Source organism: Streptomyces coacervatus (assembly GCF_029223485.1).
Lineage (GTDB): Bacteria > Actinomycetota > Actinomycetes > Streptomycetales > Streptomycetaceae > Streptomyces > Streptomyces coacervatus.
The window spans coordinates 616,255-641,001 of record NZ_JARHTP010000003.1; the positions used below are offsets into that span (position 1 = coordinate 616,255).

Annotated in this window: 19 protein-coding genes and 1 pseudogene; 9 read left to right on the forward strand and 11 right to left on the reverse strand. The window is 70.6% G+C overall.

Annotated elements, in window-relative coordinates:
- Nucleotides 1–30 precede the first annotated feature (30 nt).
- Nucleotides 31–225 carry a DUF397 domain-containing protein gene (locus P2Q00_RS10335; protein WP_275771676.1) on the reverse strand — a complete coding sequence of 65 codons (195 nt, stop codon included), beginning with the start codon at nt 223–225 and terminating at the stop codon, nt 31–33.
- On the opposite strand from P2Q00_RS10335, the gene P2Q00_RS10340 reads away from it, so the two are divergent.
- From P2Q00_RS10340 to P2Q00_RS10350, 3 genes are all read left to right on the forward strand, one after another.
- Nucleotides 139–603: an ATP-binding protein gene (locus P2Q00_RS10340; RefSeq protein ID WP_425579526.1), complete on the forward strand. Its 465-nt coding sequence runs from the start codon at nt 139–141 to the stop codon at nt 601–603. The genes P2Q00_RS10335 and P2Q00_RS10340 overlap by 87 nt on opposite strands.
- 463 nt (nt 604–1,066) lie before the next feature.
- Nucleotides 1,067–5,863: a ricin-type beta-trefoil lectin domain protein gene (locus P2Q00_RS10345; RefSeq protein WP_275771677.1), complete on the forward strand. Its 4,797-nt coding sequence runs from the start codon at nt 1,067–1,069 to the stop codon at nt 5,861–5,863.
- Nucleotides 5,864–5,873: 10 nt separating this feature from the next.
- Nucleotides 5,874–6,557 (forward strand): hypothetical protein, encoded by a 684-nt coding sequence (locus P2Q00_RS10350; protein WP_275771678.1) that lies wholly within the window; start codon nt 5,874–5,876, stop codon nt 6,555–6,557.
- Between the two features lie 145 nt (nt 6,558–6,702).
- Here P2Q00_RS10350 and P2Q00_RS10355 read toward each other — a convergent pair whose 3' ends face one another.
- The 4 genes and pseudogenes from P2Q00_RS10355 to P2Q00_RS10370 all read right to left on the reverse strand — a co-directional run bounded on the left by P2Q00_RS10355 (nt 6,703) and on the right by P2Q00_RS10370 (nt 11,560).
- Nucleotides 6,703–7,920 (reverse strand): MFS transporter, encoded by a 1,218-nt coding sequence (locus P2Q00_RS10355; protein WP_275771679.1) that lies wholly within the window; start codon nt 7,918–7,920, stop codon nt 6,703–6,705.
- A 103-nt stretch (nt 7,921–8,023) separates the two neighbouring features.
- Nucleotides 8,024–8,972: pseudogene (locus P2Q00_RS10360) on the reverse strand (endonuclease/exonuclease/phosphatase family protein).
- Nucleotides 8,973–9,260: 288 nt separating this feature from the next.
- Entirely contained in the window at nt 9,261–9,905 is a 645-nt protein-coding gene (locus tag P2Q00_RS10365; protein ID WP_275771683.1) for a TetR/AcrR family transcriptional regulator, read from the reverse strand.
- A 65-nt stretch (nt 9,906–9,970) separates the two neighbouring features.
- Complete coding sequence (locus P2Q00_RS10370; protein ID WP_275771685.1) at nt 9,971–11,560, reverse strand: MFS transporter; 1,590 nt, start codon at nt 11,558–11,560, stop codon at nt 9,971–9,973.
- Nucleotides 11,561–11,751: 191 nt separating this feature from the next.
- Here P2Q00_RS10370 and panB point away from each other — a divergent pair, with 191 nt between their 5' ends.
- The 3 genes from panB to P2Q00_RS10385 all read left to right on the forward strand — a co-directional run bounded on the left by panB (nt 11,752) and on the right by P2Q00_RS10385 (nt 14,710).
- Nucleotides 11,752–12,627 carry a 3-methyl-2-oxobutanoate hydroxymethyltransferase gene (panB, locus tag P2Q00_RS10375; RefSeq protein ID WP_275771687.1) on the forward strand — a complete coding sequence of 292 codons (876 nt, stop codon included), beginning with the start codon at nt 11,752–11,754 and terminating at the stop codon, nt 12,625–12,627.
- Nucleotides 12,628–12,872: 245 nt separating this feature from the next.
- Nucleotides 12,873–13,898, forward strand: coding sequence for an ATP-binding cassette domain-containing protein (locus tag P2Q00_RS10380; protein WP_275771689.1), 1,026 nt, complete (start codon nt 12,873–12,875; stop codon nt 13,896–13,898).
- Nucleotides 13,895–14,710, forward strand: coding sequence for an ABC transporter permease (locus P2Q00_RS10385; RefSeq protein WP_275771691.1), 816 nt, complete (start codon nt 13,895–13,897; stop codon nt 14,708–14,710). The genes P2Q00_RS10380 and P2Q00_RS10385 overlap by 4 nt, the downstream gene beginning before the upstream one ends.
- 28 nt (nt 14,711–14,738) lie before the next feature.
- Here the strand turns inward: P2Q00_RS10385 and P2Q00_RS10390 are convergent, their stop codons facing one another.
- Together P2Q00_RS10390 and P2Q00_RS10395 are read right to left on the reverse strand one after the other, a co-directional pair.
- Nucleotides 14,739–18,476, reverse strand: a complete 3,738-nt coding sequence (locus tag P2Q00_RS10390; protein WP_275771692.1) for an AfsR/SARP family transcriptional regulator — start codon at nt 18,474–18,476, stop codon at nt 14,739–14,741.
- A 181-nt stretch (nt 18,477–18,657) separates the two neighbouring features.
- The gene (locus P2Q00_RS10395) at nt 18,658–19,224 is read right to left on the reverse strand and encodes a DUF6578 domain-containing protein (protein WP_275771694.1); all 567 of its coding nucleotides are present in this window, start codon (nt 19,222–19,224) and stop codon (nt 18,658–18,660) included.
- A gap of 106 nt (nt 19,225–19,330) precedes the next feature.
- Between P2Q00_RS10395 and P2Q00_RS10400 the strand changes: the two genes are divergently transcribed.
- Nucleotides 19,331–20,131: a site-2 protease family protein gene (locus P2Q00_RS10400; protein ID WP_275771696.1), complete on the forward strand. Its 801-nt coding sequence runs from the start codon at nt 19,331–19,333 to the stop codon at nt 20,129–20,131.
- On the opposite strand, the gene P2Q00_RS10405 is transcribed toward P2Q00_RS10400, so the two are convergent.
- The 3 genes from P2Q00_RS10405 to P2Q00_RS10415 are packed head-to-tail and all read right to left on the reverse strand — an operon-like array spanning nt 20,121 to nt 22,192.
- Nucleotides 20,121–20,360, reverse strand: a complete 240-nt coding sequence (locus P2Q00_RS10405; RefSeq protein ID WP_275771698.1) for a hypothetical protein — start codon at nt 20,358–20,360, stop codon at nt 20,121–20,123. The two genes, P2Q00_RS10400 and P2Q00_RS10405, sit on opposite strands and share 11 nt — an antisense overlap.
- Nucleotides 20,361–20,364: 4 nt before the next feature.
- Nucleotides 20,365–21,081, reverse strand: coding sequence for an NADPH-dependent F420 reductase (gene npdG / locus P2Q00_RS10410; protein WP_275771699.1), 717 nt, complete (start codon nt 21,079–21,081; stop codon nt 20,365–20,367).
- Between the two features lie 37 nt (nt 21,082–21,118).
- Nucleotides 21,119–22,192, reverse strand: coding sequence for a sialidase family protein (locus P2Q00_RS10415; RefSeq protein WP_275771701.1), 1,074 nt, complete (start codon nt 22,190–22,192; stop codon nt 21,119–21,121).
- A 79-nt stretch (nt 22,193–22,271) separates the two neighbouring features.
- On the opposite strand from P2Q00_RS10415, the gene P2Q00_RS10420 reads away from it, so the two are divergent.
- Nucleotides 22,272–22,874 (forward strand): hypothetical protein, encoded by a 603-nt coding sequence (locus P2Q00_RS10420; RefSeq protein ID WP_275771703.1) that lies wholly within the window; start codon nt 22,272–22,274, stop codon nt 22,872–22,874.
- Nucleotides 22,875–23,112: 238 nt separating this feature from the next.
- Entirely contained in the window at nt 23,113–24,462 is a 1,350-nt protein-coding gene (locus P2Q00_RS10425; RefSeq protein WP_275771704.1) for an MFS transporter, read from the forward strand.
- Here the strand turns inward: P2Q00_RS10425 and P2Q00_RS10430 are convergent, their stop codons facing one another.
- Entirely contained in the window at nt 24,463–24,693 is a 231-nt protein-coding gene (locus tag P2Q00_RS10430) for a hypothetical protein (protein ID WP_275771706.1), read from the reverse strand. It lies immediately after the preceding gene.
- Nucleotides 24,694–24,747 lie beyond the last annotated feature (54 nt).

A 24,747-nucleotide genomic window follows, 5' to 3' on the forward strand; every position in this document is an offset into this window, starting at 1 on the left:
CCGGGGGCCGGAGAGCCCCCGGGGCCCGGGTCAGCCCTTGAGCGAGGCGACGAAGGGCGCCCAGGCGGCGGCGGTGAGGATGAGGGCGGGGCCGTCGGGGACCTTGGAGTCGCGGACGGGGACGAGACCGGGGATGTTGTGGGCGACTTCGACGCAGGCGTCCTCGGCTTCGCTGCTGTAGGTCGACTTGCGCCACAGCGCGGCGCCGGGGAAGTCGCCACCCACGGCTTCGAAGTCCGCCTGTGTGCAACGGAGTTGCTGACGAACGTCATCGACCACCTCGGCGAGGGCACCCCGGTAGCGATCCGCGTCACCGACACACCCGGCGGCCACACCCGCATCGAGGTCACCGACCCCGACCCGCGCGCCTTGCCGGTCCTCCTGTCCGCCACCGGCACGGCCGAGTCGGGCCGGGGCCTGGCCCTGGTCGACCAACTCTCCCTGTGTTGGGGCGTGGATCAGGGAGCGGACCACAAGACGGTCTGGTGCGAACTGGCCGACATCGGAATCGAAAATCAGTCATCTCGACTACCTGCCGGACCCCCGCCGGCCACCCAAGCGCACAGACACATCACAGAAAAGACACAGACGACCTGCGAGTGAGCACCCGCCTTCCAGCAGCCGACCTGCCAAAAGGTTCGCACCACCGCCTTCGTTGCACGAAAATGAACAGTTGTACGAGTGCACCTGTGTGCTTAGAGTGTCGACGTGTACCTGCGGAGCCTGACCACTCCGTACGCGCACACCAGTCAGCGACCGGGGGAACGCCGTCGCTCACGGGGAGGGAATGCATCGCCATGCCGTCGCACTGGCCATCCATGTGCGTGAACCCGGCCAGGGACCTGCACTTCTGAGTCTCCGTGAGACACCTTGCAATTCACTGCTCTGCGGAGCATCGGCCGATCAACCGGCGCATCCACACTCTGAAGAAAGTGGTGCTCCGTTGCCTTCCCGCCCAGGAAGATCCCGCCCAGGAAGATTGCTCCTACCAACTCCAGGACGTTCAGGACTACTTGCCCGAATCATCCTTCTGCTGACCGCGGTCGCGGTCGTCGTTGGCCTTGCCGTGCGACCCGACCTCGCCGGTCTCTCGGGCCACGACGACGCAAGCCTCGTAGGGGATTCCTATGACGGCTACGACAGCAAGGCCGCTGAACAGCTGCGCGGGGACCAGTGCGTGGCGGTTGATGCCCTGCGCAAGGGCGGGCCGAACCTGTTCGGCCTGGCCCAGGGCGCCGTCGGGCTGCCGTCCGATCAGCTCCATCAGAAGCTGAACCGGGACCTGAACGACGTCAAGACCCCGCTGCATGTGGCCTTCGATGCCGATGAGGACAACAGCGGCCAATGGCAGAAGAAGGTCGGAGACCAAGGACAGGCGTGGGCCAAGGCCGTCAGCGGCCTGGATTCCTACCCCGGCGCGCCGCAGGACGCGAACAAGATCTACGACAAGATCGGGCTGCTCCCGTGGATCTACCAGACATGGGGCCGGGGCATCGATCTGTTCTCGCCCTTCTACGAGACATCGCCCACCGCTGACGACAGCACGAAGGCTGCCGCGGTCGCGATCGGCGACCAGTTGTACGCCAGTGGGGGGACACCGCAGGAGCAGCAGGCGTGGGCGCTGTGGAAGAAGAACTCCGGGAAGATCGAACCCAATCAGTTGTTCGTTCCCAGGGTGTTCGCCGATGACGCGCGCATCTTCCTGTCCTCGGGCGGCTTCCCTCGCACCGCTCCGGCCCAGGACACCCCGGAGTTCCGCGTCGCGGTCGAGGACCTGAAGGCCCGCTTCGCCTCGTGCGCGTGGCACGACCCGATCGACCCGGACCGGGTTCTCGGCAAGGAAGTGGCCCAGGCGTCCACCGAATGGCAGCAGGAGATCGCCTCCCAGGCCCCGCAGCGCCAGCAGATCCTCGCCGCCAACGTCACCGCCACGAAGGCGTTGCAGGACGGCACCTTCGCCCTGGGCAAGCTGCTGGGCCAGTCGTGGATCGCCGACTACTCCACCCGCTGGCTGGACCACTACACCGAAGGCGGCCTCAACTGGATCGGTGACGCCCCGCTGGAGATCCAGGTGCCGGGCGCCGCTGGGAAGTGCCTCGATGTGCAGGGGGCCGCGAAGACCAACGGCTCCCCGGTCGAGATCAACACCTGTAACAGCAGCAGCGCCCAGTGGCAGCTGTGGGGTGTCTACGACGGCCACTACACGCTCCTGAACGTCAACGCGCAGAAATGCCTGGAGGTGCTGAACGGCGCCAACGCCAACGGCACGAAGATCCAGATCAGGGACTGCGGCAGCAGCAAGGCACAGCAGTGGACGTTCAACGTCCGCGCCGCGGGCGAACTGCGCAACATCGCCACGGACAAGTGCCTGAACCTGGCCACGTTCGACAACGGCAAGGACGCCCTGCTCAACGCGTGCAACGGCTCCACGGCGCAGAAGTTCCGCATCGTGCCCAAGGGCCACACGGGCACCACGCCGGCGAAGGCCGACGTGGACAAGGCCAAGGCGAACGTCACGAGTGCGCAGGCAGAGGCGAAGAAGCAGCTCGCCGCCGTCCAGGCGCAGCTCGCCACGGCGCAGAAGACCGCCACGACGTCGGACTCGGCCATCCAGGCCGCCTATGGCATCGCCGACACCAACGGCGCGCCCAGGGGCCGGGGTCTGCTGGTCGGCCAGCAGAAGGACCAGGTGACCAAGGGTTCGGTCGCCGCACTGCAGGCAATGGAGAAGGCTGCCGAGACCGCCGAGGCCGCCACCCGCGCCTCCGCCGGCGACAGCCAGACCATCACGCAGCGTGCCCTGGCCCAAGCCGCCCAGTCGAAGGCCGAGTTCCGCAAGGAGGCCGCCAAGGCGGCCGAGTGGCAGGCGAAGGCAGCCGCCGACGCCGCGAAGATCCACCGGGACAACGCCAAGAAGGACAAGGAGACCGCGGAGGCGAAGCTCGCCGATGCGCTGAAGGCCGAGGGCGACGCCAAGGCGGCCGCCGCCGACGCGCACGCCAAGCGCCTGTCCGCCGAGGCCGAGGAGAAGACGGCCAAGGCGGAGAAGGAGAACGCCGCAGCCAGCCGGGCCGAGGCCGCCGAGCACAAGAAGAACGCCGAGACCCAGGCGACCGCCGCGAAGGACGCCAAGGACAAGGCCGAGGCCGCTGAGAAGACCGCCGAAGGCAAGCGCGACGACGCGGTCAAGGCCCGCGACAACGCCAAGGACAAACGCGACGACGCCTGGGACGCCGAACAGAAGGCCGACGCCGCCCGCGCCAAGGCGGACGCCAAGGACGCCTACGCCGACCGGCTCGACGCCGGGGACGCGGCGACCGCCGCCCGTGCCGCCGCCAACGACGCGGACAAGCACGCCGACGACGCCGAGGCCGCGGCAGGCAAAGCCCGCTCCGAGGCCGACGCCGCCACCCAGGCGGCCGCCGACGCGGACGCCGCCGCCACCCGCGCCGAGGCGGCCGCCAAGCGCGCCCGCTCCGACGCGGACGCCGCGCAGGCGGACAAGCTGAAGGCGGACGCGGCGGTGAAGACCGCGACCAGCGCGACAGCTGACGCCATCAAGGCCTCCCAGGACGCTTCCGCCGAGGCCAAGACCGCGGTGAAGCTGGCCGACGAGGCCGAACAGCACGCCAAGGACGCCAAGACCCAGGCGGACGCCGCCAACAAGGAGGCCGGCAACGCACTCGTCGCCGCGGCCAAGGCCGCGGGCTACGCCCACATCACCGCGCAGGCGGCCGTGGACGCTGGGGAAGCGGCCAAGCAGGTCGCCGACCCGGCCAACGACGCGATCCAGCTCGGCTCCCCCTACGTCGACACCGACTCGGTGGCCGGCCTGGTGGTCCTGACCGGCCAGGCGTCGAAGACGATCGCCGACCAGCAGCAGGCCGTCGCCGACGCGCACGCCAAGAACGCCGCAGCCGAGGCCCAAGCCGCCAAGAACCTCGCCGACCAGGCCAAGGGCGACGCGAAGGAGGCCTACCAGCACGCGGCGAACGCCGCCCAGTACGCGGCCGACGCCCGCACCTACTCCAAGGAGGCCCTCGGCTACGCGGCCGACGCCGCGAAGGCCGCCGCGGCAGCCTCAGCCTCCCTCGCCCGCACCATCGACTACGACAACCAGGCAGCCGCCGACGCCGCAGCCGCCGACAAGGCAGCCGGCAACGCCGAGGGCTACGCCAAGGACGCCCGCGACAGCGCCGACGCCGCCGAACTCGACGCCGCGGCCGCCCGCTCCGCCGCCACCCAGGCCGAACAGGACGCCAAGGACGCCCGCTCCGCCGCCGACCGCGCCGACGCAGCCGCCACCGAGGCCGAACAGGCCGCCAAGGACGCCGACAAGTACGCCAAGGAAGCCCAGGACGCGGCCGACCGGGCCGAACAGGAGGAGGCCAACAAGCAGGTATCCACGGGTGCCGGTACCGGCACCGGCGGCGTCTTCTACGTCATCGATGAAGACAAGTCGGAGATCCTCTCCGGTAAGCAGACCAAGAACTGCACGCTCACAGTCCAGGGCTGCGACGTCGCGTACAAGGTCAACGCCAAGCTGGTGGCCGACTTCTACCTGTGCGCCGACGACAGCGCCCTCGCCACCGCCACCGGTTGCCCCAAAGCGGCGTGGCAGTGGCTCAGCCGTAAGACGGTGACGGCCGAGGACGTCGACTGGGAACACCACTTCACCGCTGGTGAGATCACCCGCCTGGGCTGGCAGAACCTCTTCGGTGACACCCTCGGCAGCATCCTGTACGAGGTGATCCTCGGCGACGCCATCAAGTGCTTCCACGGGTCGAAGACGGCGTGCGCCTGGACTGCTGCCATGTTCGTCCCACTGGAGAAGCCTCTGGCCGCGCTCGCTGACGGGGTCAAGGCAGTGGACGCCTCCCTGCGTACCGGCATCGGAGTCGCCGACGCTCTGAAGGCGCTGCGCGCGCTGGACGTCGACACAGAGGCGTTGGCGGGTATCGAGCGGTCGGCAAACCTCTTCGAGGAGATGCGGACCGCCTGCCGGACCAACAGCTTCCCCAGCGCCACCGAGGTGCTCATGGCGGACGGCTCACACCGGCCCATCAGCCAGGTGGGTGTAGGGGACCGCGTTGAGGCCATGGATCCGGCCACCGGCCGGTTGCGGGCCCAGCAGGTCACCGACACCTTCAAGCACGACACCCAGCGGCTGGTGGACATCACCGTTGCCGATGGGGGGAAGCTGGCCAGCACCACCGGCCACAGGTTCTACGTGGTGGACCGCGGGTGGACGCTGGTTTCCGATCTGCGCGTCGGCGACCGCCTGCGTACCCCGGACGGCTCCGTCCACGCGGTGACCGCCCTTCTCGACCGCTCGGGCCTGACTCCGCGCACGGTCTACGACCTCACGGTCGACGACCTGCACACGTTCTTCGTGCTGGCGGGTGCCACTCCGGTCCTTGTCCACAACTGCAAGGTGGCGCTCGGGTGGCAGAACAACGGGAAGCTCGACGAGTGGGCCGGGCTGCCCGAGAACAAGTTCACCACCTTCTCCAACGTGTCGCCGAGGGACTTCGCACGTATTGCGGAAATGGCCATCGCGGACCCGAGCGTGACGCTGCACATCAACATGACGGGACTGGCCAACGAGGGAACCTTCATAGATGCTGCCCAGCGTGGCCTGACGGCCGGGGAGGCCGGCCATGCTACTGACTACGAGATGTCCATGATCGCGAGGGCACTCGCCAGTGGTCAACGCCCGTGGAGTTCGATCAAGTTCTACTCCCCGTCGGGCCCAGATGGAGCCATAGTGCTGGATGCCCCGACACCTATGCCGGATCTATCGGTGCTGAAGGGAGACCTTCGCCCCGTGAAGGGTTCCGTCATCGGTTACTGCCACTGCTGAGGAGTCGACCATGGATACCCGCCAGAACGACCTGTACCCGGACGTGACCGCTGCGGGCGGCCTCGTATCGGCGATGAAAAAGGCCGCGGAGCTGGGCATGGGCGAAATCTGGCCAGTGTCCTCGCCCACCGACGACATCATCGGTATCGAGACGACAAGGGGCACCATGTCGGTCGTTCCCGCGACCGAGGAGCGACTGTTCCGGGTGCGTGTTCATATTCCCGGGATCCTCTGGGACGTTCCCGGGTTCAATTGGGAGATCGGTGCGACGGACGACTTCGGGTTGCTCGTCGAGGCGGTCGTCGCATGGCGCGAAGGCGTGCCGATCGACGAGTTGGCGGCGAGATTCACGTTCCTGGAACTCGACGAATTCGCCGGGGCGATCGAAAGGGGAGAGCCCACTTCTTCGCAGTGGGATGCCCTTCTGTCGTCCGACTTCCACCGGCGGCAATGGAACCTTCTGCGCCGCCTTCATGCGGACGAGGTACTGCGGCACATGTTCCCGACGATCTCGCACGGTGCCGTCCGCCTGTGTGTGGATCTGTTCGACGGAGCGAGCCGTCAGGTCCTGGTGTACGAACCGAGCGAAGAGAGTTACGAGGTCATCCGCCCCGGCGTGCCCGGGGCGGACTGGGTCGAGGTGCCGACCGGTGATCTGATCGCCTACCTGCGAACTGCCTTGACACAAGAGTGATCTCGACAGATCGCTGAGGTCGAACCCCGCCAGGCAATCGCTGGCGGGGTTTTCCTTCGAAGGGTGGAGCCTCTGGGGACGGAAGAAGGCGAAGAAGGCAAGGCCGCCAAGAAAGAGAACCAGCCGCCCCCGACGCCCGCCGCCCTCAGCGGTGAAGCGCCTCCGCCTCCTGCGGGACATGGGTGGCGATCACGCGCTCCCGCCCGCCGGCAGGGACGCGCCGGCGGTCCACCGCGTAGGCCACGCCCGCCACCCCAAGGCCGAGTACCGCCAGCCCGGCACCGGCGAGCGCCGGGGACGTAACCCCGAAGCCCGCCGCCAACGCCAACCCCCCGATCCACGCTCCCCCGGCATTCGCCAGGTTGAACGCGGCCTGGTTGGCGGAGGAAGCCAGGGACGGAGCCGCCGACGCCTTCTCCATGACCATCAACTGGAGCGGGGAACCGGTGATGAAGGCCGCCGCGCCCAGCAGGATCACCGCGAGGGCAGCGCTCCACTGCGTCGACATCAGCAGCGGGAACAGGCCGAGGACCACAACCAGGGACACCAGCCCCCCGAACAGCGTCCCCCGCAGCGAGTGGTCCGCCAGGCGTCCGCCCACCAGGTTGCCCGCCGTCGCACCCACGCCGAACAGCGCCAGCAGCACCGTCACGCTGCCCTCGGCGAACCCGGCGGAGTCCGTCAGCATCGGGGTCACGTAGCTGTACGCGGCGAAGAGCGCGCCGAAGCCTGCCACGGTCGTACCGAGGGCCAGCCAGACCGGCAGGGACCGCAGGGCAGCCAGCTCGCCGCGCAGGCCCGTCCTGGGAGCCGCGACCCGGTCGGCCGGGATCAGCAGGGCCAGCGCGGCTATCGCGGCGATGCCGATCGCGCTCACGCCCAGGAACGTGGCCCGCCAGCCCAGGTGCTGCCCCATCAGTGTGGCGACCGGGACGCCCGCGACGTTGGCGACCGTCAGGCCGAGGAACATCAGGGAGACGGAGCGGGCCTTGCACTCCGGCGGGACCATCGCCGTGGCCACCACCGCGCCGACACCGAAGAAGGCGCCGTGCGGCAGACCGCTCAGGAAGCGGGCGGCCAGCAGGGAGTCGTAGCCCGGAGCGAACGCGGAGAGCGCGTTGCCCGCCACGAACAGGGCCATCAGGCCGATCAGGACCGTGCGGCGGGACATCCGCGCGGTCAGCGCGGCGAGCAGCGGGGCGCCGATGACGACGCCCAGCGCGTACGCCGAGACGAGGTGCCCGGCGGTGGGGATGGAGACGTGCAGGTCGTCCGCGACATCGGGCAGCAGGCCCATCATCACGAACTCGGTGGTGCCGATTCCGAAAGCGCCGACGGCCAGAGCGAGCAGGGCCAGGGGCATGGAGGGGCCTGTGCCTTTCAAAGGGAGAAGGGAGAGCGGAGTTCCGTGGACAGTTTATGTTCAGCCACGGAACAAAGCCTCTCAGGCCCAGTATTCCGGGAGGTTAAGAGCTGGTGTCCAGGCTCACACGGGCCGCGATGGGGAGGTGGTCGCTGCCGGTCCTGGGCAGGGTCCACGAGCTCACCGGCTCGATGCCCTGGACCATGATCTGGTCGATCCGCGCCATCGGGAACGAGGCCGGCCAGCTGAACCCGAACCCGCTGCCCGCCGCGCCCTGCGTGGAGCGCATCTGGGAGGTGATGCCGTTGAGGGAGCGGTCGTTCATCGTGCCGTTCAGGTCGCCGAGCAGCACCTTCCGCTGCAGCGGCTCGTGGGAGATGGCCTCGCCCAGCGCGTCGGCGCTCCGGTCGCGCTGGCGGGCCGTGAACCCGGCCTTCAGCTTCACCCGTACCGACGGCATGTGAGCGACGTAGAACGCGACCTGTCCCTTGGGCGTGGTCACCGTGGCGCGCATGGCGCGCGTCCAGCCCAGCTTGATGTCGACGGCCCTGACCCCGGTCATCGGGTACTTGCTCCACAGGCCGACGGTGCCCTGCACCGAGTGGTACTTGTACGTCGACGCCAGCGCCTTCTCGTAGACCGGGACCGCCGTCGCGGTCAGCTCCTCCAGGGCCACCACGTCCGCGCCGGACGCGGCCACGTCGCGGGCGGTGCCGGACGGGTCGGGATTGTCGGCGTTGACGTTGTGCGTGGCGATGGTGAGGTCGCCGCCGCTGCCGGTCTTGTCGGTGAGCAGACCGCCGAAGAGGTTCAGCCACACGATCGACGGGAGCAGTACGGCGATCAGCGCTGTCGCCGACTTGCGCACCAGCGCGAGCAGGAGCAGCACCGGGATCAGCAGGCCCAGCCAGGGCAGGAAGGTCTCGGTGAGGCTGCCCGTGTTGCCGACCGTGTTCGGGATCCGCGCGTGCATCAGCATGACCAGGGCGAGGAGCAGCGCGAGCGCGGCGACGAAGATGCCGCGGCGCCAGATTCTCGGGTCGCCGCGCCATCCGGAGAACAGGCGGTTCATCAGGCGCCGGAACCGGTCTCCCCGGCGCTCGGGCCCCGAGCCGCCGTTGTCCGTCTCCGTCAAGTACGCCTGCTGAGCCATACTGCGTCGCCTCACTGCCTGCCGTGCAACCCGTCCGTCCCCCGTGACACAAAACCCTAGGGGATGATCGGTTCCGATCCTGCCGTCGCATGACGGCCGTACGGGCACGAGGACGACGAACCCGGCGCGGGGAGTTCCGAATGCGGCCGGGGAAAGCGCCCTCTGTGACGCAACGCGCACATTCGGGCTAGGTGGTTGAGGATTTGACGGGCCGTAGTCCTTCGAGGAGCGTGTCCACGATCCGTTCCGACAAGCCTTCGGAGAGGTCGGTCTCCACGTCGGCGTCGTGGCGCATGACGGTGCGCAGCAGCATCGGGCCGACGAACAGGTCGGTCACCAGCTCGACGTCGATGTCGTCGCGGAGTTCGCCGTTCTCCTGGCCGCGGCGCAGGATCTCGATCTGCAGTTGGCGCCGTGGCCGGACGACGGAGGCGTGGTAGGCGGCCCAGACCTTCGGGCTGCTCTTCATCTGCGCGAACACGTTATGCAGGAGCACCGAGGTGCGGGTCATGACGCCGCGCTGCCGCAGCTGCTCCAGGAGGGCCACGAGGTCGTCGCGCATGGAGGTGCCGGGGAGTTCGGGGTCCGGGGGCTCGGCGGCGCGTACGACGTCGATGAAGAGCTCCTCCTTGCCGCTCCAGCGGCGGTAGAGGGTGGCCTTGCCGACGCCGGCCGTGCGGGCGATGCGCTCGATGGAGAGTTCGGCGAGCGGGACGCCGTCCTCCAGGAGCTTCATCACGCCCTCTATGACGGCGCGTTCGACCGCCTCACTGCGGGGGCGGCCCCGTGCGGGCACCCCGGGTGCGGCGGCTGGACTGTCGGCGAGGCTCACTGTCTGCGTCCCTTTCCTCGTACTGGAACGATTCTCCCTGGTGCCCCCGGGTGCGGCGGAAGGTGTTATTCCGCCGCTGCCACCAACTCCTGCTCCTCCTCGCCCTTCTGACGGGCCGGCGGCTTCCCGGGCAGGAACAGGAACGCCACCAGCGCGCCGAGGATCGCGACGACCGTGCCGCACAGCGCGGTGACGTGCATGGCGTGCAGGAAGGCGTTGTTGGCCGGGTCGACCAGGGCCTGGCCCCGCGGGCCGAGCTTCGCCGCGACGCCGAGGGTGGCCTCGATGGACTCGCCGGCCGTGTCCCTGAGGCCGGCCGGGACGAGACCGAGCTTGCCCTCGATACCGTTGCGGTACGCCGTCGACAGCACCGAGCCGAGGACGGCGATGCCGAGGGCGCCGCCGACCTGGCGGAAGGTGTTGCTCAGCGCTGACGCGGAGCCCGCCTTCTCGCGTGGCAGGGACTGCATGATGACGACGGACGTCGGGGTCATGACGTGTGCCATACCGGCGCCCATCAGGAAGAACACGACCTCCAGGACCCAGATCGGGGTGTCCGCCTCGAAGGTCGCGAACGCGGCGAGCGTGCCCGCCAGGACCAGCAGTCCGACCCCGGTGGTGGCCTTGTTGCCGAACCGGTCGACGAGCAGCCGGGCCCGCGGCGCGAAGATCATCTGCGCGGCGGCCAGCGGCAGCATCAGCAGACCGGACTGCAGCGGCGAGTAGCCGCGCACGCTCTGGGTGTAGAAGACCGCGAAGAACGTCACGCCCATCAGCGCGAAGAAGACCAGCGCTATGGCGGCCATGGCGGCCGAGAACACCTTGTTCTTGAAGTACGTGACGTCGAGGGACGGGTGGTCGCTGCGCTTCTCGAAGACGACGAACGCGGCGAGTACGACGAGACCGGCACCGATGGTCGACAGCACCTGGACGTCCGTGAAGTCCGCGAGCTCGCCGCCCTTGATGATGCCGTAGACGAGCAGGACCAGGCCAACGACGGACAGGACGACGCCGATGGGGTCGACGCGGCCCGGCTTCGGGTCGCGGGAGTCGGGGACCAGCCACACCATCAGGGCGAGCGCGAGCAGCACGATCGGCACGTTGATGAGGAAGACCGAGCCCCACCAGAAGTGGTCGAGGAGGACGCCTCCGGTGATCGGCCCGATGGCGATGGCGAGCCCTACGCCGCCTGCCCAGATACCGATGGCCTTCGGCTGTTCCTCCCTCTCGAAGACGTTCATGAGGACGGCGAGGGTGGCCGGCATGACGAAGGCGGCACCGAGGGCCATCAGCGCGCGGAAGGCGATGAGCTGGGTCGGCGAGCCGGACTCGGCGGCGAGCGCGGAGCCGATGCCGAACACGACGAGACCGCTGAGCAGCACCTTCTTGCGGCCCACCCGGTCACCGATCAGACCCGCGGTGAACAGCAGACCCGCGAAGACGAGCGTGTAGGCGTTGATCGCCCACTCCAGCTCGCTCTGCGTGGCGCCCAGGCCGGTCGGGGCCGGGGTGGAGATCGTCTTGATGGCGACGTTCAGGATCGAGTTGTCGAGCACGACGATCAGCAGGCTGAGCATCAGAACACCGAGGATCGCCCAGCGGCGCCGGTGCACCGCCTCGGATATCCGGGGGGCGGGAAGGGGTGGAGTCGTCATGACGTCCAGGCTAGGCGAATTCCGATACGAGACGGTGCCGTATCGTAAATCTTTTACCCGGACCTTACGTCAGCCCCCGCGTGACGGAGGAGACGGAGACCCCTCTGGCCCTCCCTGGCACGAAGTGCCACCATGGGGGTGATCCGGGGACGCCGTCAGGGCGCCTCGAGATGACTGAAGGAGCCGTTGCAATGACGCAGCTTTCGGCTGCCCAGACTGTGCAGAACAGGACCTCCGACGGCAGCAAGGCGCTGTACGGGGGGAAGGGCACACGCCGTATCACTGTTCGCGACATCGCCCTCGCCAAGGAACGCGGCGAGAAGTGGCCCATGCTCACCGCCTACGACGCGATGACCGCGTCCGTCTTCGACGAGGCCGGGATCCCGGTGCTCCTCGTCGGCGACTCGGCGGGCAACTGCCACCTCGGGTACGAGACCACCGTGCCCGTCACCATGGACGAGATGACCATGCTGTCGGCCGCGGTCGTGCGCGGCACCCAGCGCGCCCTCATTGTCGGCGACCTGCCCTTCGGCTCCTACCAGGAGGGCCCGGTGCAGGCGCTGCGCTCGGCGACCCGGCTGGTGAAGGACGCCGGGGTGGGCGCCGTGAAGCTGGAGGGCGGCGAGCGGTCGCACGAGCAGATCCGGCTGCTCGTGGAGTCCGGGATTCCGGTGATGGCGCACATCGGGCTGACCCCGCAGTCCGTCAACGCCATGGGCTACCGCGTCCAGGGGCGCGGCGAGGAGGCGGCCCAGCAGCTGCTGCGGGACGCGAAGGCCGTGCAGGACGCGGGTGCGTTCGCGGTGGTGCTGGAGCTGGTTCCGGCGGAGCTGGCGGCCGAGGTGACTCGGGTGCTGCACATCCCGACGGTCGGCATCGGGGCGGGTGTGGAGTGCGACGCGCAGGTGCTGGTGTGGACCGACATGCTCGGGCTGACCGGTGGTCGCGTACCGAAGTTCGTGAAGAAGTACGGCAACCTGCGTGAGGTCATGGGGAACGCGGTGAAGGAGTTTGCGGAGGACGTGGTCGGCGGGGCGTTCCCGGCCGAGGAGAACTCCGTCCACTAGAGCCACAGCGGCACAGAGGCAGCCCGCCGATCATCCCCCGTCGGCGGGCTGCTGCTTTGTTTTCTCGCCCCCGCCGCCCCTACCCGTCCCGTCCCTGGGGGCTGCGCCCCCAGACCCCCGCTTTCGGCCTGAACGGCCTCGTCCTCAAACGCCGGACGGGCTGGAAGTGGCTGGTGTCGGCGGCTTGTCGGGGCTGTAGGTGAGCTGTCGGTCGTTTGTCGGTGGGCGCTGGCACCGTTCTCGGCATGACGCGAATCGACAACAACCCCAGCGGCGGAGACACCGCCGTCACCGTGCGGGGGCTGGTCAAGCACTACGGCGAGACCAAGGCGCTGGACGGCGTCGACCTGGATGTGCGCGAGGGCACCGTGATGGGTGTGCTCGGGCCGAACGGCGCCGGCAAGACCACCCTCGTACGCATACTGTCCACTCTGCTCGCCCCCGACGCGGGGCAGGCGACCGTCGCCGGTTACGACGTGCTGCGGCAGCCCCGGCAGCTGCGCCGGGTGATAGGCCTGACCGGGCAGTATGCGTCGGTCGACGAGAAGCTGCCCGGCTGGGAGAACCTCTACATGATCGGGCGGCTGCTCGATCTCCCGCGCAAGGCGGCACGCGCGCGTGCCGACGAGCTGCTGGAGCGGTTCTCACTGACGGATGCCGCCAAACGGCCTGCGAGTACGTACTCCGGCGGTATGCGGCGGCGGCTCGACCTGGCCGCCTCGATGATCGGGCGGCCCGAGGTGCTGTTCCTCGACGAGCCCACCACCGGACTCGACCCCCGCACCCGCAACGAGGTGTGGGACGAGGTCAAGACCATGGTCGGCGAGGGCGTGACCGTGCTGCTCACCACCCAGTACATGGAGGAGGCCGAGCAACTCGCCTCCCAGCTGACCGTCGTGGACCGCGGCAAGGTCATCGCGGGCGGTGCCATCGACGAACTGAAGGCCAAGGTCGGCGGACGGACGCTGCGGGTGCGGCCCGCCGATCCGCAGCAACTGCGGCCGCTCGCCGCCACCCTCGACGGCCTCGGCATCACCGGGCTCGCCACCACGACGGTCGACGCCGACAGCGGCACCGTCATCGTCCCGATCCTCAGCGACGACCAGCTGACCGCGGTGACCGGCGTGGTCATCGCGCAGGGCATCACGATCAGCTCCATCACCACCGAACTGCCCAGCCTGGACGAGGTGTTCCTGTCCCTCACCGGCCACCGCGCCAGTGCCCCGCAGGACACCGTGCCCACCGACACCCGTGAGGAGGTCGCCGTATGAGCGCCGCGACCGCAACTGCCACCGCAACGGACGCGCGCATCCCGCTGCGCGGCCACCTCCGCCACACCGGCGCCCTCGTCCGCCGCAACCTGCTGTGGATCAAGCAGGACCCCGAGTCGATGTTCGACGCGCTGCTGATGCCGGTCGTCTTCACCCTGCTGTTCGTCTACGTCTTCGGCGGCTCTATCGGGCAGGCCCTGGGCGGCGGGCAGCACGGGTATGTGCAGTACGTGATCCCGGGCATGATCGCGATGATGAGCATGACGCTGTCACAGGGTGTCGGCACCGGCTTCAGCCAGGACTTCAACTCCGGTGTCATGGACCGCTTCCGGTCCCTGCCGATCGGGCGCGGCTCGGTGCTCTTCGCGAAGATCTCCGTGGAACTGGTGCGGATGCTGTTCGCGACCACCGTGCTGATGATCGTCGCCGTGCTGGTCGGGTTCGACATCCATCACTGGGGCGGTCTGTTCGCGGCCGTCGGCCTGGCCTCCGTGTTCGCCACGTCGATCATGTGGGTGTTCCTCACCCTGGGCGTGATCCTGAAGAACGCGCAGTCCGTGCAGGCCATGGGCTTCCTGGTGCTGTTCCCGCTGCAGTTCGGCTCGTCGATCTTCGCGCCGACGAAGAACATGCCGGGCTGGCTGCAGACCTTCACCGACTACAACCCGCTGTCCACCCTCGCGGACGCCTCGCGCGGCCTGATGGTGGGCGGCCCGGTCGCGCACGACCTGTGGGTGACGCTGGCCTGGTCGGTGGCGATCACCGCGGTGGCGGCGCCGTACGCGATCCACAAGTTCCGTACCAAGAGCTGACGTTCGGCCCACGGCACTTCGGTCCGCGTCAGACCAGGGCGGCGGCCTCCTCCGGGGAGAGGCCGCCGCCCTCCGCGTACGCCGCCTCGTAGGCCTCGTCTCCGAGAGCGGTGCGCGCGTGGCGCTCGGCCCGGACATACACCTCACGCTCCATCGACGTGGCGACATGGCTCGTGGGCAGCAGCGCCTTCGAGGCCCCGATGCAGCGGGCGGCGTCCCGGGCCCGGCTGCCGCCGTCGGCCGCGGCGAGACCGATCGCGGCGAGGGCCAGATAGAGGGGGCGCATGTGCGGGGCGATGGCCTCGGACAGCGGGTCGCCGGCCCGTTGCAGTGCCTGCCGGGTCTTGTCGAGGGAGAGCTCGTAGTTGCCGTCGACCGCCTCCACAAAGGCCTCCGAGCCGAGGATGAACGCATCGAAGACGATGAAGTGGGCAATCCTGAACTCCTCGCGCAGCAACCGCAGTTGCTCGCGCGCCTCCGCCAGCCGACCGATCATGGCGAGTCGGCCGGCGAGGAACATCCGGGCGGCGGGCATGGCCTCGTTGCCCGAGCCGTCCTCCCGCTCGATCACCTCGCGCAGCAGCCGCTCGCCCCGCTCCCACTCGCCCGCCTCCAGGAGCGCGCTGCCGAGCCGGGCGCCGAGGACCGCCACCTGGGCGCGGGCGCCGAGCCGTTCGGCCTGTTCGACGGCGGCCTCGTAGTCGGCGGCGGCGAGCACGTACTCGCCGATCCGCTCCCGGGCCTCGCCGCGCGCCGACAGCGCCTCGGCGGTGCCCCACAGGTCGTCGATCCGCCGGTAGATCTCCAGCGACTCGTCGGCGTCGCGGGTCGCGTCGCCCGCCCAGTCGCTGCGGTTGGCGAGAAGGTTGGCGCGCATCTGGAGGGTGGCGGCGAGCTCCCACTCCATGCCGGGCGTGGCACGGCAGGTGGCGACGGACGCGTCGAGGATCGTGGGCAGCCTCTCCACGCTGCCGGTCAGCATCACGGCGTAGAACCAGAACATGCCGGGGGTGCGGCAGGTCTGCGGGAGGCCGGGTGCGTAGACCTCGGTTATGGTGCGCAGCTTCTGCTTCGCCTGCGGGGACTCCCAGGCGTCCAACTCGGTGTCCATGCACGCGAGATGCGAGAGATGGACGCCCCGCCGTGCCTCGGCGAGGAGTTCGCCGGTCAGCGGGGGCGGGACATCGGTGCAGCGCTGCCAGACCGGGGCGGCGGGGCGGACGGGGGCCGTGAACGGGTCGGGGCCCAGGGCCATGACCTCGGCGCACCAGTTGCGGGCCTCGATGCGCGCGTCACGCATCTGCCAGTACCAGGCCAGCGACAGGATGAGGCAGATGCCCTCCTGCTCGTCGCGCTCGGTGACGGCGTGGCGCAGGGCGGTGCGCAGGTTCTCGTACTCGCGCTCCAGCAGCCCGATGGCGGCGAGCTGGCCGGGGCCGCGCAGCAACGGGTCGGTGGTGCGGGCGAGTTCGCGGTAGTACGTCAGGTGCGCGCGCTCGGTCCCCGGGCGCCGCCCTGCCTCGTCCAGGCGCTCCCCGGCGTACTCGGCGACGGTTTCCAGCAGCCGGTAGCGCATGCCTCCGTCCCCCGAAGGGGCGGCCACGACAAGGGACTTGTCGACGAGCGAACCGAGGGCTTCCAGCGCGGCCGGCCCGCAGACGGCCTCGGCGGCGGCGAGATCGCAGCCGCCCGCGAAGACGGAGAGCCGCCGCAGCACCTCCCGCTCCTCCTCGTCGAGCAGGTCCCAGGACCAGTCGACGACCGCGCGAAGGGTCTGCTGCCGAGGCAGGACCGTACGACTTCCGGAGGTGAGCAGCCGGAACCGGTCGTCGAGCCGGTCGGCTATCTGACGTGGCGTCAACATCCGTAGCCGGGCGGCGGCGAGCTCGATGGCGAGGGGGAGCCCGTCGAGCCGCCGGCAGATCTCGGCGCATGCGTCGGGGTCCTCGTCCGTCCGGAACCCGGGCCTGGCGGCCGCGCCCCGGTCGGCAAGCAGCCGCAGGGCGACCGGCTCGGGCAGCGGCTCGACGGGCCGCAGCAACTCCCCCGGTACGCCGAGGGGTTCACGGCTGGTGGCGAGCACCGTCAGCTCCGGGCAGCGCGCGAGCAGCTCCTCCACCAGCCGGGCGGCGGCGTCGACGACATGCTCGCAGTTGTCGAGGACGATCAGCATCCGCCGCCGGCCGCAGTGCTCGGCGAGCCGCTCCAGGGGATCGTCGTTCCGGTCGGCCCCGGCCGCCCGCATCGCCTCGGCCCCCGCGCCGTACAGCACGGTCTCCCGGGCTCCCACGGCGGTCAGCACGGCTTCCGGTACGGCGTCCGGGTCGTCGACGGGCGCAAGCTCGGCCAGCCACACCCCGTCCCGCGCCGCATACCGCACGGTCTCGGCGGCCTCCTGCGACAGCCGCGTCTTCCCGGCCCCGCCGGGACCGAGCAACGTGACCAGCCGGGCGGCCGAGAGATCGCCCCGGATGGCATCGATGTCGGCTTCACGGCCGACGAAGGAGGTGAGGCGGGCGCGGAGGTTGCCGGGGGGCTGGGGGGTGGGGGCAGCCGCGGGGGCGATCGGGGCGTGCGCGGCAGCGCCGGCGGCGAACGGGGCGCGGGCGCCCTCCCCAGGAGCGCCCGGAGCGCGAACAGCCGCCCCGGGGTCGGGCTGAGCTCCGGCATCCCGCCAAGGAGCCGTCGAATCTTCGGCAGCAGGTCCGGAGCCTGCCGGACCGTGGGCGCTCGCGCCGGAGCCGGGCGGAGCCTGAGCTGAGCCCCCGAAAACCGCCGGACCGTGCATGCCGCCGGGCCGCGAACCCGGTGCCACGCCGTCACCGACAGCGCCGGCCGGACCGTGGACGCCCGCCTCGGAGCCGGGCGGAGCCTCGGCCGGGCCCCCGACAGCCGCCGAGCCGTGCGTGCCGCCGGGCCGCGAACCCGGTGGCCTACCGTCGCCGACGGTGCCCGGTGCAAGGCCCGGTCGTCCGCCGAAGTCCGCCCCGTAGCCGTCGGCGGCCCGGCCAGGAGTGGCCCCGCGCGGGCCACGGGCCACCGGGTTGAGCAACTCCCCGTACAGATCCCTCAGTTCGGTCCCCGGGTCCGCTCCCAACCGGTCCGCCAGCAGCCGTCGTACATCCTCGAACGCGGCCAGTGCCTGGGCCGTGCGGCCCGCGTCGCGCAGGGCGCGCAGGCGCAGGGCCTGGAGGGGCTCGTCGAGGGGGTGGGTGTCGCAGAGGGCGGTCAGTTCGGGGAGGGACTGCTCGGCGTGGCCCAGGGCGAGGGCGGCGGTGTGGCGGGCGCGCAGGGCGTCGAGGCGCCGGGTGTCCCGGCGGGCCGCCTCCGCGGTGCGGTCGGGGAGGTCGGCGAGGGCGGGGCCGAGCCACAGCGCGAGGGCGTCGTCGAGGACGACGGCCGCCTTGGCGGGGTCGCCGTGGGCCAGGGCGCGTATGCCCTCGCCGGTCAGCCGCTCGAAACGGTGCAGGTCGACGTCGTCGGGCCGGGCGGCGAGCCGGTAGCCGCCCTCGGCGGAGGCGACGGCGTCCGCACCGAGCGCCCGCCGCAGCCGGCCGACCAGCGCCTGCAGCGCACCCGGCGCGTCGGCGGGCGGCTCACCGCCCCACACCTCGTCGACCAGGACACCGCCGGGCACGGTACGCCCGGCGCGCAGGGCCAGCACGGTCAACAGAGCACGCAGCCGCGCCCCGCCGACCGGGACATGGGTGCCGTCGGGGCGGAGCGCCTGAGTGGTGCCGAGGATGCGATAGCGCACGGGGTCCATTGTCTCCGTTGACGTCGGGGCCGGTCACGGGGTTCGGGGCGGCCGGTGCGGCGCGCCCCAAAGGGGCGCGGGGAACTGCGCGACCAGCCACAACGGTGCCGCGGACGAAAGACAGCACATGCCGCCCATTCCGCGGAACGCTCAGCAAACCGTGCTCATCCCCGCCGGCTGCTCCGCCGGCTCACCGCACCGCATACGACAGCCAGGAATCCGTGCCCGGTACCTCCAGAGTCGCCACCACCCCCGACTGCACGGACCGCCGCCCCCGCTCGTCCGAACCGCCTCCGGTGAACCACTTCGGGCAGCGCTCGACCGAGCGCAACTGCCGTTCCCCCGGCACCGGATGCGAGGAGCGCGAGCCCGGCGCCATTTCCTCGTACACCTGGGTCACCACCTGGACCGCCCGCACCCGACCGCTCACCTCAGGCCATGCGCCACCGTGCCGCTCGACCGTGAGAAGTCCGACCAGGCGGATACGGTCGCCCGGCCCGACTCCGGCGCCCTGTTCCCCGCCCAGGGCCACCGTCAGCCCCGTCTCCTCCTGCAGGATGCGCACGGTCTCGCCCTCCTCGTCCGGTACCTCCGCCACCGGCCCCACGAGCTTGGTGAGCTGGTCGTGCCAGCCCCCGCCGAGCACCCCGTCCGCGTCCTGCAGCAGCAGCGGCCAGCTCACCTCGTCCATGACCGCGAACGGCGTCCCGCAGCACTCCATCTGCCAGTCCGCGTAGAACACATGCCAAAGCCCCATGTCCCCACCCTTCCACGGAACCCCCACCCCACCGCGAGACGTTTTCCCGGTACGCCCGGTACCGTCGGGCAGTCCCACCGCGTGCACGGAGAGTCCAGGGAGCCCCATGACCACCGCCACCACCAGCCGCAGCGACCGGCGGATCAGTCCCGTCTTCGTCGGGATCCTGGCCGTCACGGCGGTCACGGGATGGGCCACCTGGACCGGCTTCGCCGCGCAGCCGGGCCTGGCCGTGTTCCTGTTCGTGACGGCGGCCTGGATCGTCTCCCTGTGTCTGCACGAGTACGCACACGCGCGTACCGCCCTGCACAGCGGCGACATCTCGGTCGGCGCGAAGGGCTATCTCACGCTGAACCCGATGAAGTACACGCATGCGCTGCTGAGCATCGTGCTCCCCGTGCTGTTCGTGATCATGGGCGGGATCGGGTTGCCGGGCGGCGCCGTCTTCATCGAGCGGGGGCGGATCAAGGGCCGCTGGCGGCACAGTCTCATCTCGGCGGCCGGCCCGCTGACCAACGTCCTGTTCGCGGCCGTGTGCACCGCCCCGTTCTGGCTGCATGCGCTGGACGGCGTGCCGCGCGACTTCCGGTTCGCGCTGGCCTTCCTCGCCCTGCTGCAGGTCACGGCAGCCATCCTGAACTTCCTGCCGGTGCCCGGCCTGGACGGCTACGGCGTCATCGAGCCCTGGCTGTCGTACAAGATCAAGCGGCAGGTGGAGCCGTTCGCGCCCTTCGGCCTGCTGTTCGTGTTCGCGCTGCTGTGGGTGCCGTCGATCAACACCGCGTTCTTCGACGTGATCGACTCGATCCTGCGGAGCCTGGGGATCGGCGACTTCTCCACGTACTGCGGCCAGGAGCTCTACCGCTTCTGGCAGGGCACGAACGAGTTCTGCTCAATCAGCCCGTGACCGACTTACGGGCCTTGCCCCGCTTCACGTAGTACCAGCACATATTGCTGGACAGCCCCGCCAGCAGCACCCACACGATCCCCAGCCAGCTGCCCTGCGCGAAGGAGACCACGGCCGCGGCCACGGCCAGCACACAGACGATCAGTGCATAGATTCCAAGGCGGGGCATGGCGGTCGGCTCCTGTCGGCGGGCTCGGGGGACACCGTTACGGCGTCCAGTGTCCCCCATGCGCTCATACGTCCGTGACGCGGAGCCCGGCATGCGCCTTGTAGCGCCGGTTCACCGAGATCAGGTTGGCGACCAGCGACTCGACCTGGTGGGCGTTGCGCAGCCGGCCGGCGAAGATGCCGCGCATGCCCGGGATGCGGCCGGCCAGCGCCTGCACGATCTCGACGTCGGCCCGCTCCTCCCCCAGCACCATCACATCGGTGTCGATCTCTTCGATCTCGGGGTCCTGCAGCAGCACGGCCGACAGGTGGTGGAAGGCGGCGGCGACCCGGGAGTCCGGCAGCAGGGCGGCGGCCTGTTCCGCCGCGCTGCCCTCCTCCGGCTTGATCGCGTACGCGCCCTTCTTGTCGAAGCCGAGCGGGTTGACGCAGTCGACGACGAGCTTGCCGGCCAGCTCCTCGCGCAGGGACTCCAGGGTTTTGCCGTGGCCGTCCCAGGGCACGGCGACGATCACGACGTCGCTGCGGCGCGCGGTCTCGGCGTTGTCGTGGCCCTCGACGCCGTGCCCGATCTCGTCGGCGGCGGCCTGCGCCCGCTCGGCGGCACGCGAGCCGATGATCACCTTCTGGCCGGCCCTGGCCAGCCGGTAGGCGAGGCCCTTGCCCTGCGGCCCGGTCCCGCCGAGGACGCCGACGACGAGCCCGGAGACGTCGGGGAGGTCCCAGGGGTCCTTGGCGGGGGCCTTCGCGGGGGTCTGTGCAGCACTGTCGGTAGAGGTCATGGGCCGACTTTACGTCCGCCCCGACCGACCCCGTCGGTCAGGTGAGCCGGGTCACGGGCAGCCGCCGCAGGACGATCCGCTCGTAGGCGCCGAAGTCCCCGGTCTCGTAGAGGATCCCGACGGTCGAGGCGTCGATCCGTACGAGGTCGGAGTAGGCGGCGGGCAGGCCGTCCATCGTGTACACCGGGCGCCAGGTGGTGCCGTTGTTCGTCGAGGCGCGGATGGTCATCAGGGCGCGGGCGTCGGGGTGGGCCGGGCCGGAGAAGAGCAGCACGTCCGGGTCGCGGAGCTGGAGCAGACTGCCCTCGCAGACCGGGCCTTCCAGGCCGGCCTGCGGACGGAATGGCAGGTGCAGGCTCTGGCCGCCGTCCTGCGAATGGGCGTCGGCGCGGTTGCCCGGCGACGGGGAGTCGTTGCGCGTGTTGAAGTAGACGCTGCCGTCGGGGAGTTCGGCTGCGGTGGTCTCGTTGGCGTTGATGTAGCCGTCGGTGTTGTCGTCGACGTAGCCGATGGACCAGGTCTCGCCCTGGTCGTCGCTGAGCAGGCAGTGGCCGCCGTTGTACTGGGGCTCGGTGCCGAGGTCGGTGCCGGTGGGCGCGGCGCTGTGGTTGGCGGGGACGACGATCCGGCCGGTGGAGAGCTGGAGGGCGTGGCCGGGGGTGGTGGCGTACCAGCGCCAGCCTGCCTGCTTCACCGACTTGGTGATCTCGACCGGGCTCGACCAGGTGAGGCCGTCGTCGTCACTGTGCTGCACCCACACCCTGCGCCCGTCGGCGTCCTTCACCTTGCCCTGCCGGATGAGGTCCTCCGTGGCGGAGGCGGCCGCGCGGACGTGGACGAGGAGGACGCGGCCGGTGCTCAGGACCACCGGGGCGGGGTTGCCGGCGAGGCCGGTGCCGTTGTCCGCGGCGACCTGGAGCGGGCCCCAGGTGTGGCCGCCGTCCGTGGAGCGCTTGAGCACGATGTCGATGTGCCCGTGGTCGCTCGCCGACTTGACCCGGCCCTCGCAGAAGGCGAGGAGGGTGCCCTCGGCGGTGACGACGACCGCCGGGATTCGGTAACTCGCGTATCCCTCACGGCCGGCGCGGAAGGGAACGGTGGCTTCTGTCATCCGCGCACTGTCCCCAGGGCGAGCGAATTCATGGTGAACGCCGGGTCACAAGTGGCCGGTTGGTGCAGGATGCGGACGCATGGACGCCGTACGTGTCGCGTTGCTGCGTGAAGTGCTCGCCGGGACCGAGTGGTTGGGGGCCGCGCGGCGGTTCGCGGGGGCGTTGCGCGGGTCGGTGGTGTCGCACGGCGGGGGGCTGTTGCTGGTGGGCACGGAGGAGTACGAGCCGTGGCATCTGGCGGCCCATCTGGTGGACGAGGCCGCGTGGTCGGGGACGCCGGAGCTGGCCCCGACGCTCGTACGGCATGACGCGCGCGCGTCGGATCCGGCTCATCTGGCCGTCGGGCTGGGCCGGTTGGCGGCCGCGCGGCGGGGGGAGACGCTGCTGGTGGTGTCGCCCGCCGGGCCGGACTGCCCCCTGCTGGAGCGGGTGCACGATGTGCGGCGGGCGGGGGCGACTGTGCTGGCGCTCGGCCCCGGGGAGGGTGAACTCGCCTCGATGGCCCATGAGTCGCTCGCTGTGCCGGAGGGGTCCGAGCTGGACCTGGACACCGTTCAGCACCTGGTCAGCGCGGCGGCCGGGGAGAATGCGCTGCCTGCGCCGAGGGGGAACCGGCGGTTGCGGGATCGGCTGTACCGGCTGGCGGAGCAGCTGACTGCGCCGCCGCCGGCGCGCTGGTGATTTTCGCCCCCGCCGCCCCTACCCGTCCCGTCCCTGGGGGCTGCCGCCCCCAGACCCCCGCTTCGGCCTGAACGGCCTCGTCCTCAAACGCCGGACGGGCTGAGATGGGCTGAGCCAAATCCAGCCCCTCCGGCGTTTGAGGAGCGGAGGTCCGGGGGCTGGCCCCCGGGACGGGTAGGGGCGGCGGGGGCGAAAAGCGGTTGCCCGCGGCCGTCACCCCCACCGACCATGGCCCTTCGTGACCACCGAAGACGACTCCGAAGCGCCCCCCTCGCGCCTGCGCACCCTCCTCCCCGACCTCGCCCCCTGGCGGGCCTCGGTCGACTTCCGGCGGCTGTGGGTGTCGGGGACGATCTCGAACTTCGGAAGCTTTCTGACGTTCGTCGCGCTGCCGGTGCAGTTGAAGGAGCTCACCGGCTCGGCGGCGGCGGTCGGGGCGATCGGGGCCGTGGAACTGCTGCCGCTGCTGGTGTTCGGGCTGTACGGAGGCGCCCTCGCCGACGCGCTGGACAAGCGGAAGCTGATCGTGTGGTCGGAGGCCGGGCAGGGGCTGCTCAGCGCGGCGCTGCTGGTCAACGCCCTGTTCCCGCACCCCGCCGTATGGCCGCTGTACGTCGTGGCCGCCCTGTCCTCCGCACTGGTGTCGGTCCAGCGCCCGGCGCTCGACTCGCTCTTCCCGCGGATCGTGGCCCACGAGCATCTGCCGGCCGCGACCGCCCTCAACTCCCTGCGCTGGACCGTCGGCGGCGTCGCGGGCCCGGCGGTGGCGGGCGTGGTCGTGGCGTACGCGGGGCTCGGCTGGGCGTACGGCGCGGACCTCGCGACCTTCGTCGTCTCGGTCGTCCTGGTCGTCCGTATTGCGGCGTCCCCCGCCGCCCACGAGGCCGCGAAGCCGGACCTCAGGGCGATCGCCGAGGGCGCCCGTTACGCCTGGAGCCGCAAGGAACTCCTCGGCACCTACGCCGTCGACCTCGCCGCGATGTTCCTGGCGATGCCGCTCGCCGTACTGCCCTTCCTCGCCGACGAGTTGGACGCCGACTGGGCCCTGGGCCTGATGTACGCGGCCGTCCCCTTCGGCTCGCTGCTGGTGAGCCTGACCGGCGGCTGGACCTCACGGGTGGACCGGCACGGGCGGATGGTCGTCGTCTCGGCCGCGCTGTGGGGGTTGGCGATCGCGGCCGCCGGCGTCGTCGGCAACGTATGGCTGGTGCTGCTGTTCCTGGCCGTGGCCGGCGGCTGCGACATGGTCAGCGGGATCTTCCGCGGGGCCATGTGGAACCAGACGATCCCGGACGAGCTGCGCGGCCGCCTCGCCGGGATCGAGCTGCTGTCGTACTCGGTCGGGCCGACCGTCGGCCAGGTCAGGTCCGGCGGGTTCGCCGCGTGGTGGGGGGTACGGGCGTCCGTCTGGTCGGGCGGGCTGCTGTGTGCGGGCGCGGTGGGGCTGCTGGCGCTGTGCCTGCCGAAGCTGATGACGTACGACGTGCGCACGAACGAGCACGCGGTACGGCTGCGCGACCAGCGGACGGCAGCGGCGGCGGCAGCCGCACCGGCCCAGGTCCAGGTCCAGACCCGGGCTCAGGCCTGATCAGTCGTCGTCAGGGGTGGTGGCCGGTGCGTCGTGCCACTTGGGGTCGTTCTCCCACTCCAGGTTGCGCTCGCGCGCCGTCTCCATCGCATGCTCGGCCTCCTGACGGGAGGCGTACGGCCCGAAACGGTCCTTGGCGGGGCACTCCGGCCCCTCCTCGACCTTCTTGTGCTCCAGGCAGTAGTACCACTCGCCGGGTTTGCCGACCGTGCGCTTCTTGAACAAGGCCATGAGCTGCTCCTCTCGCCTCCGACATGTTCCCCCATGCCCGCTGGTTAGACTCGC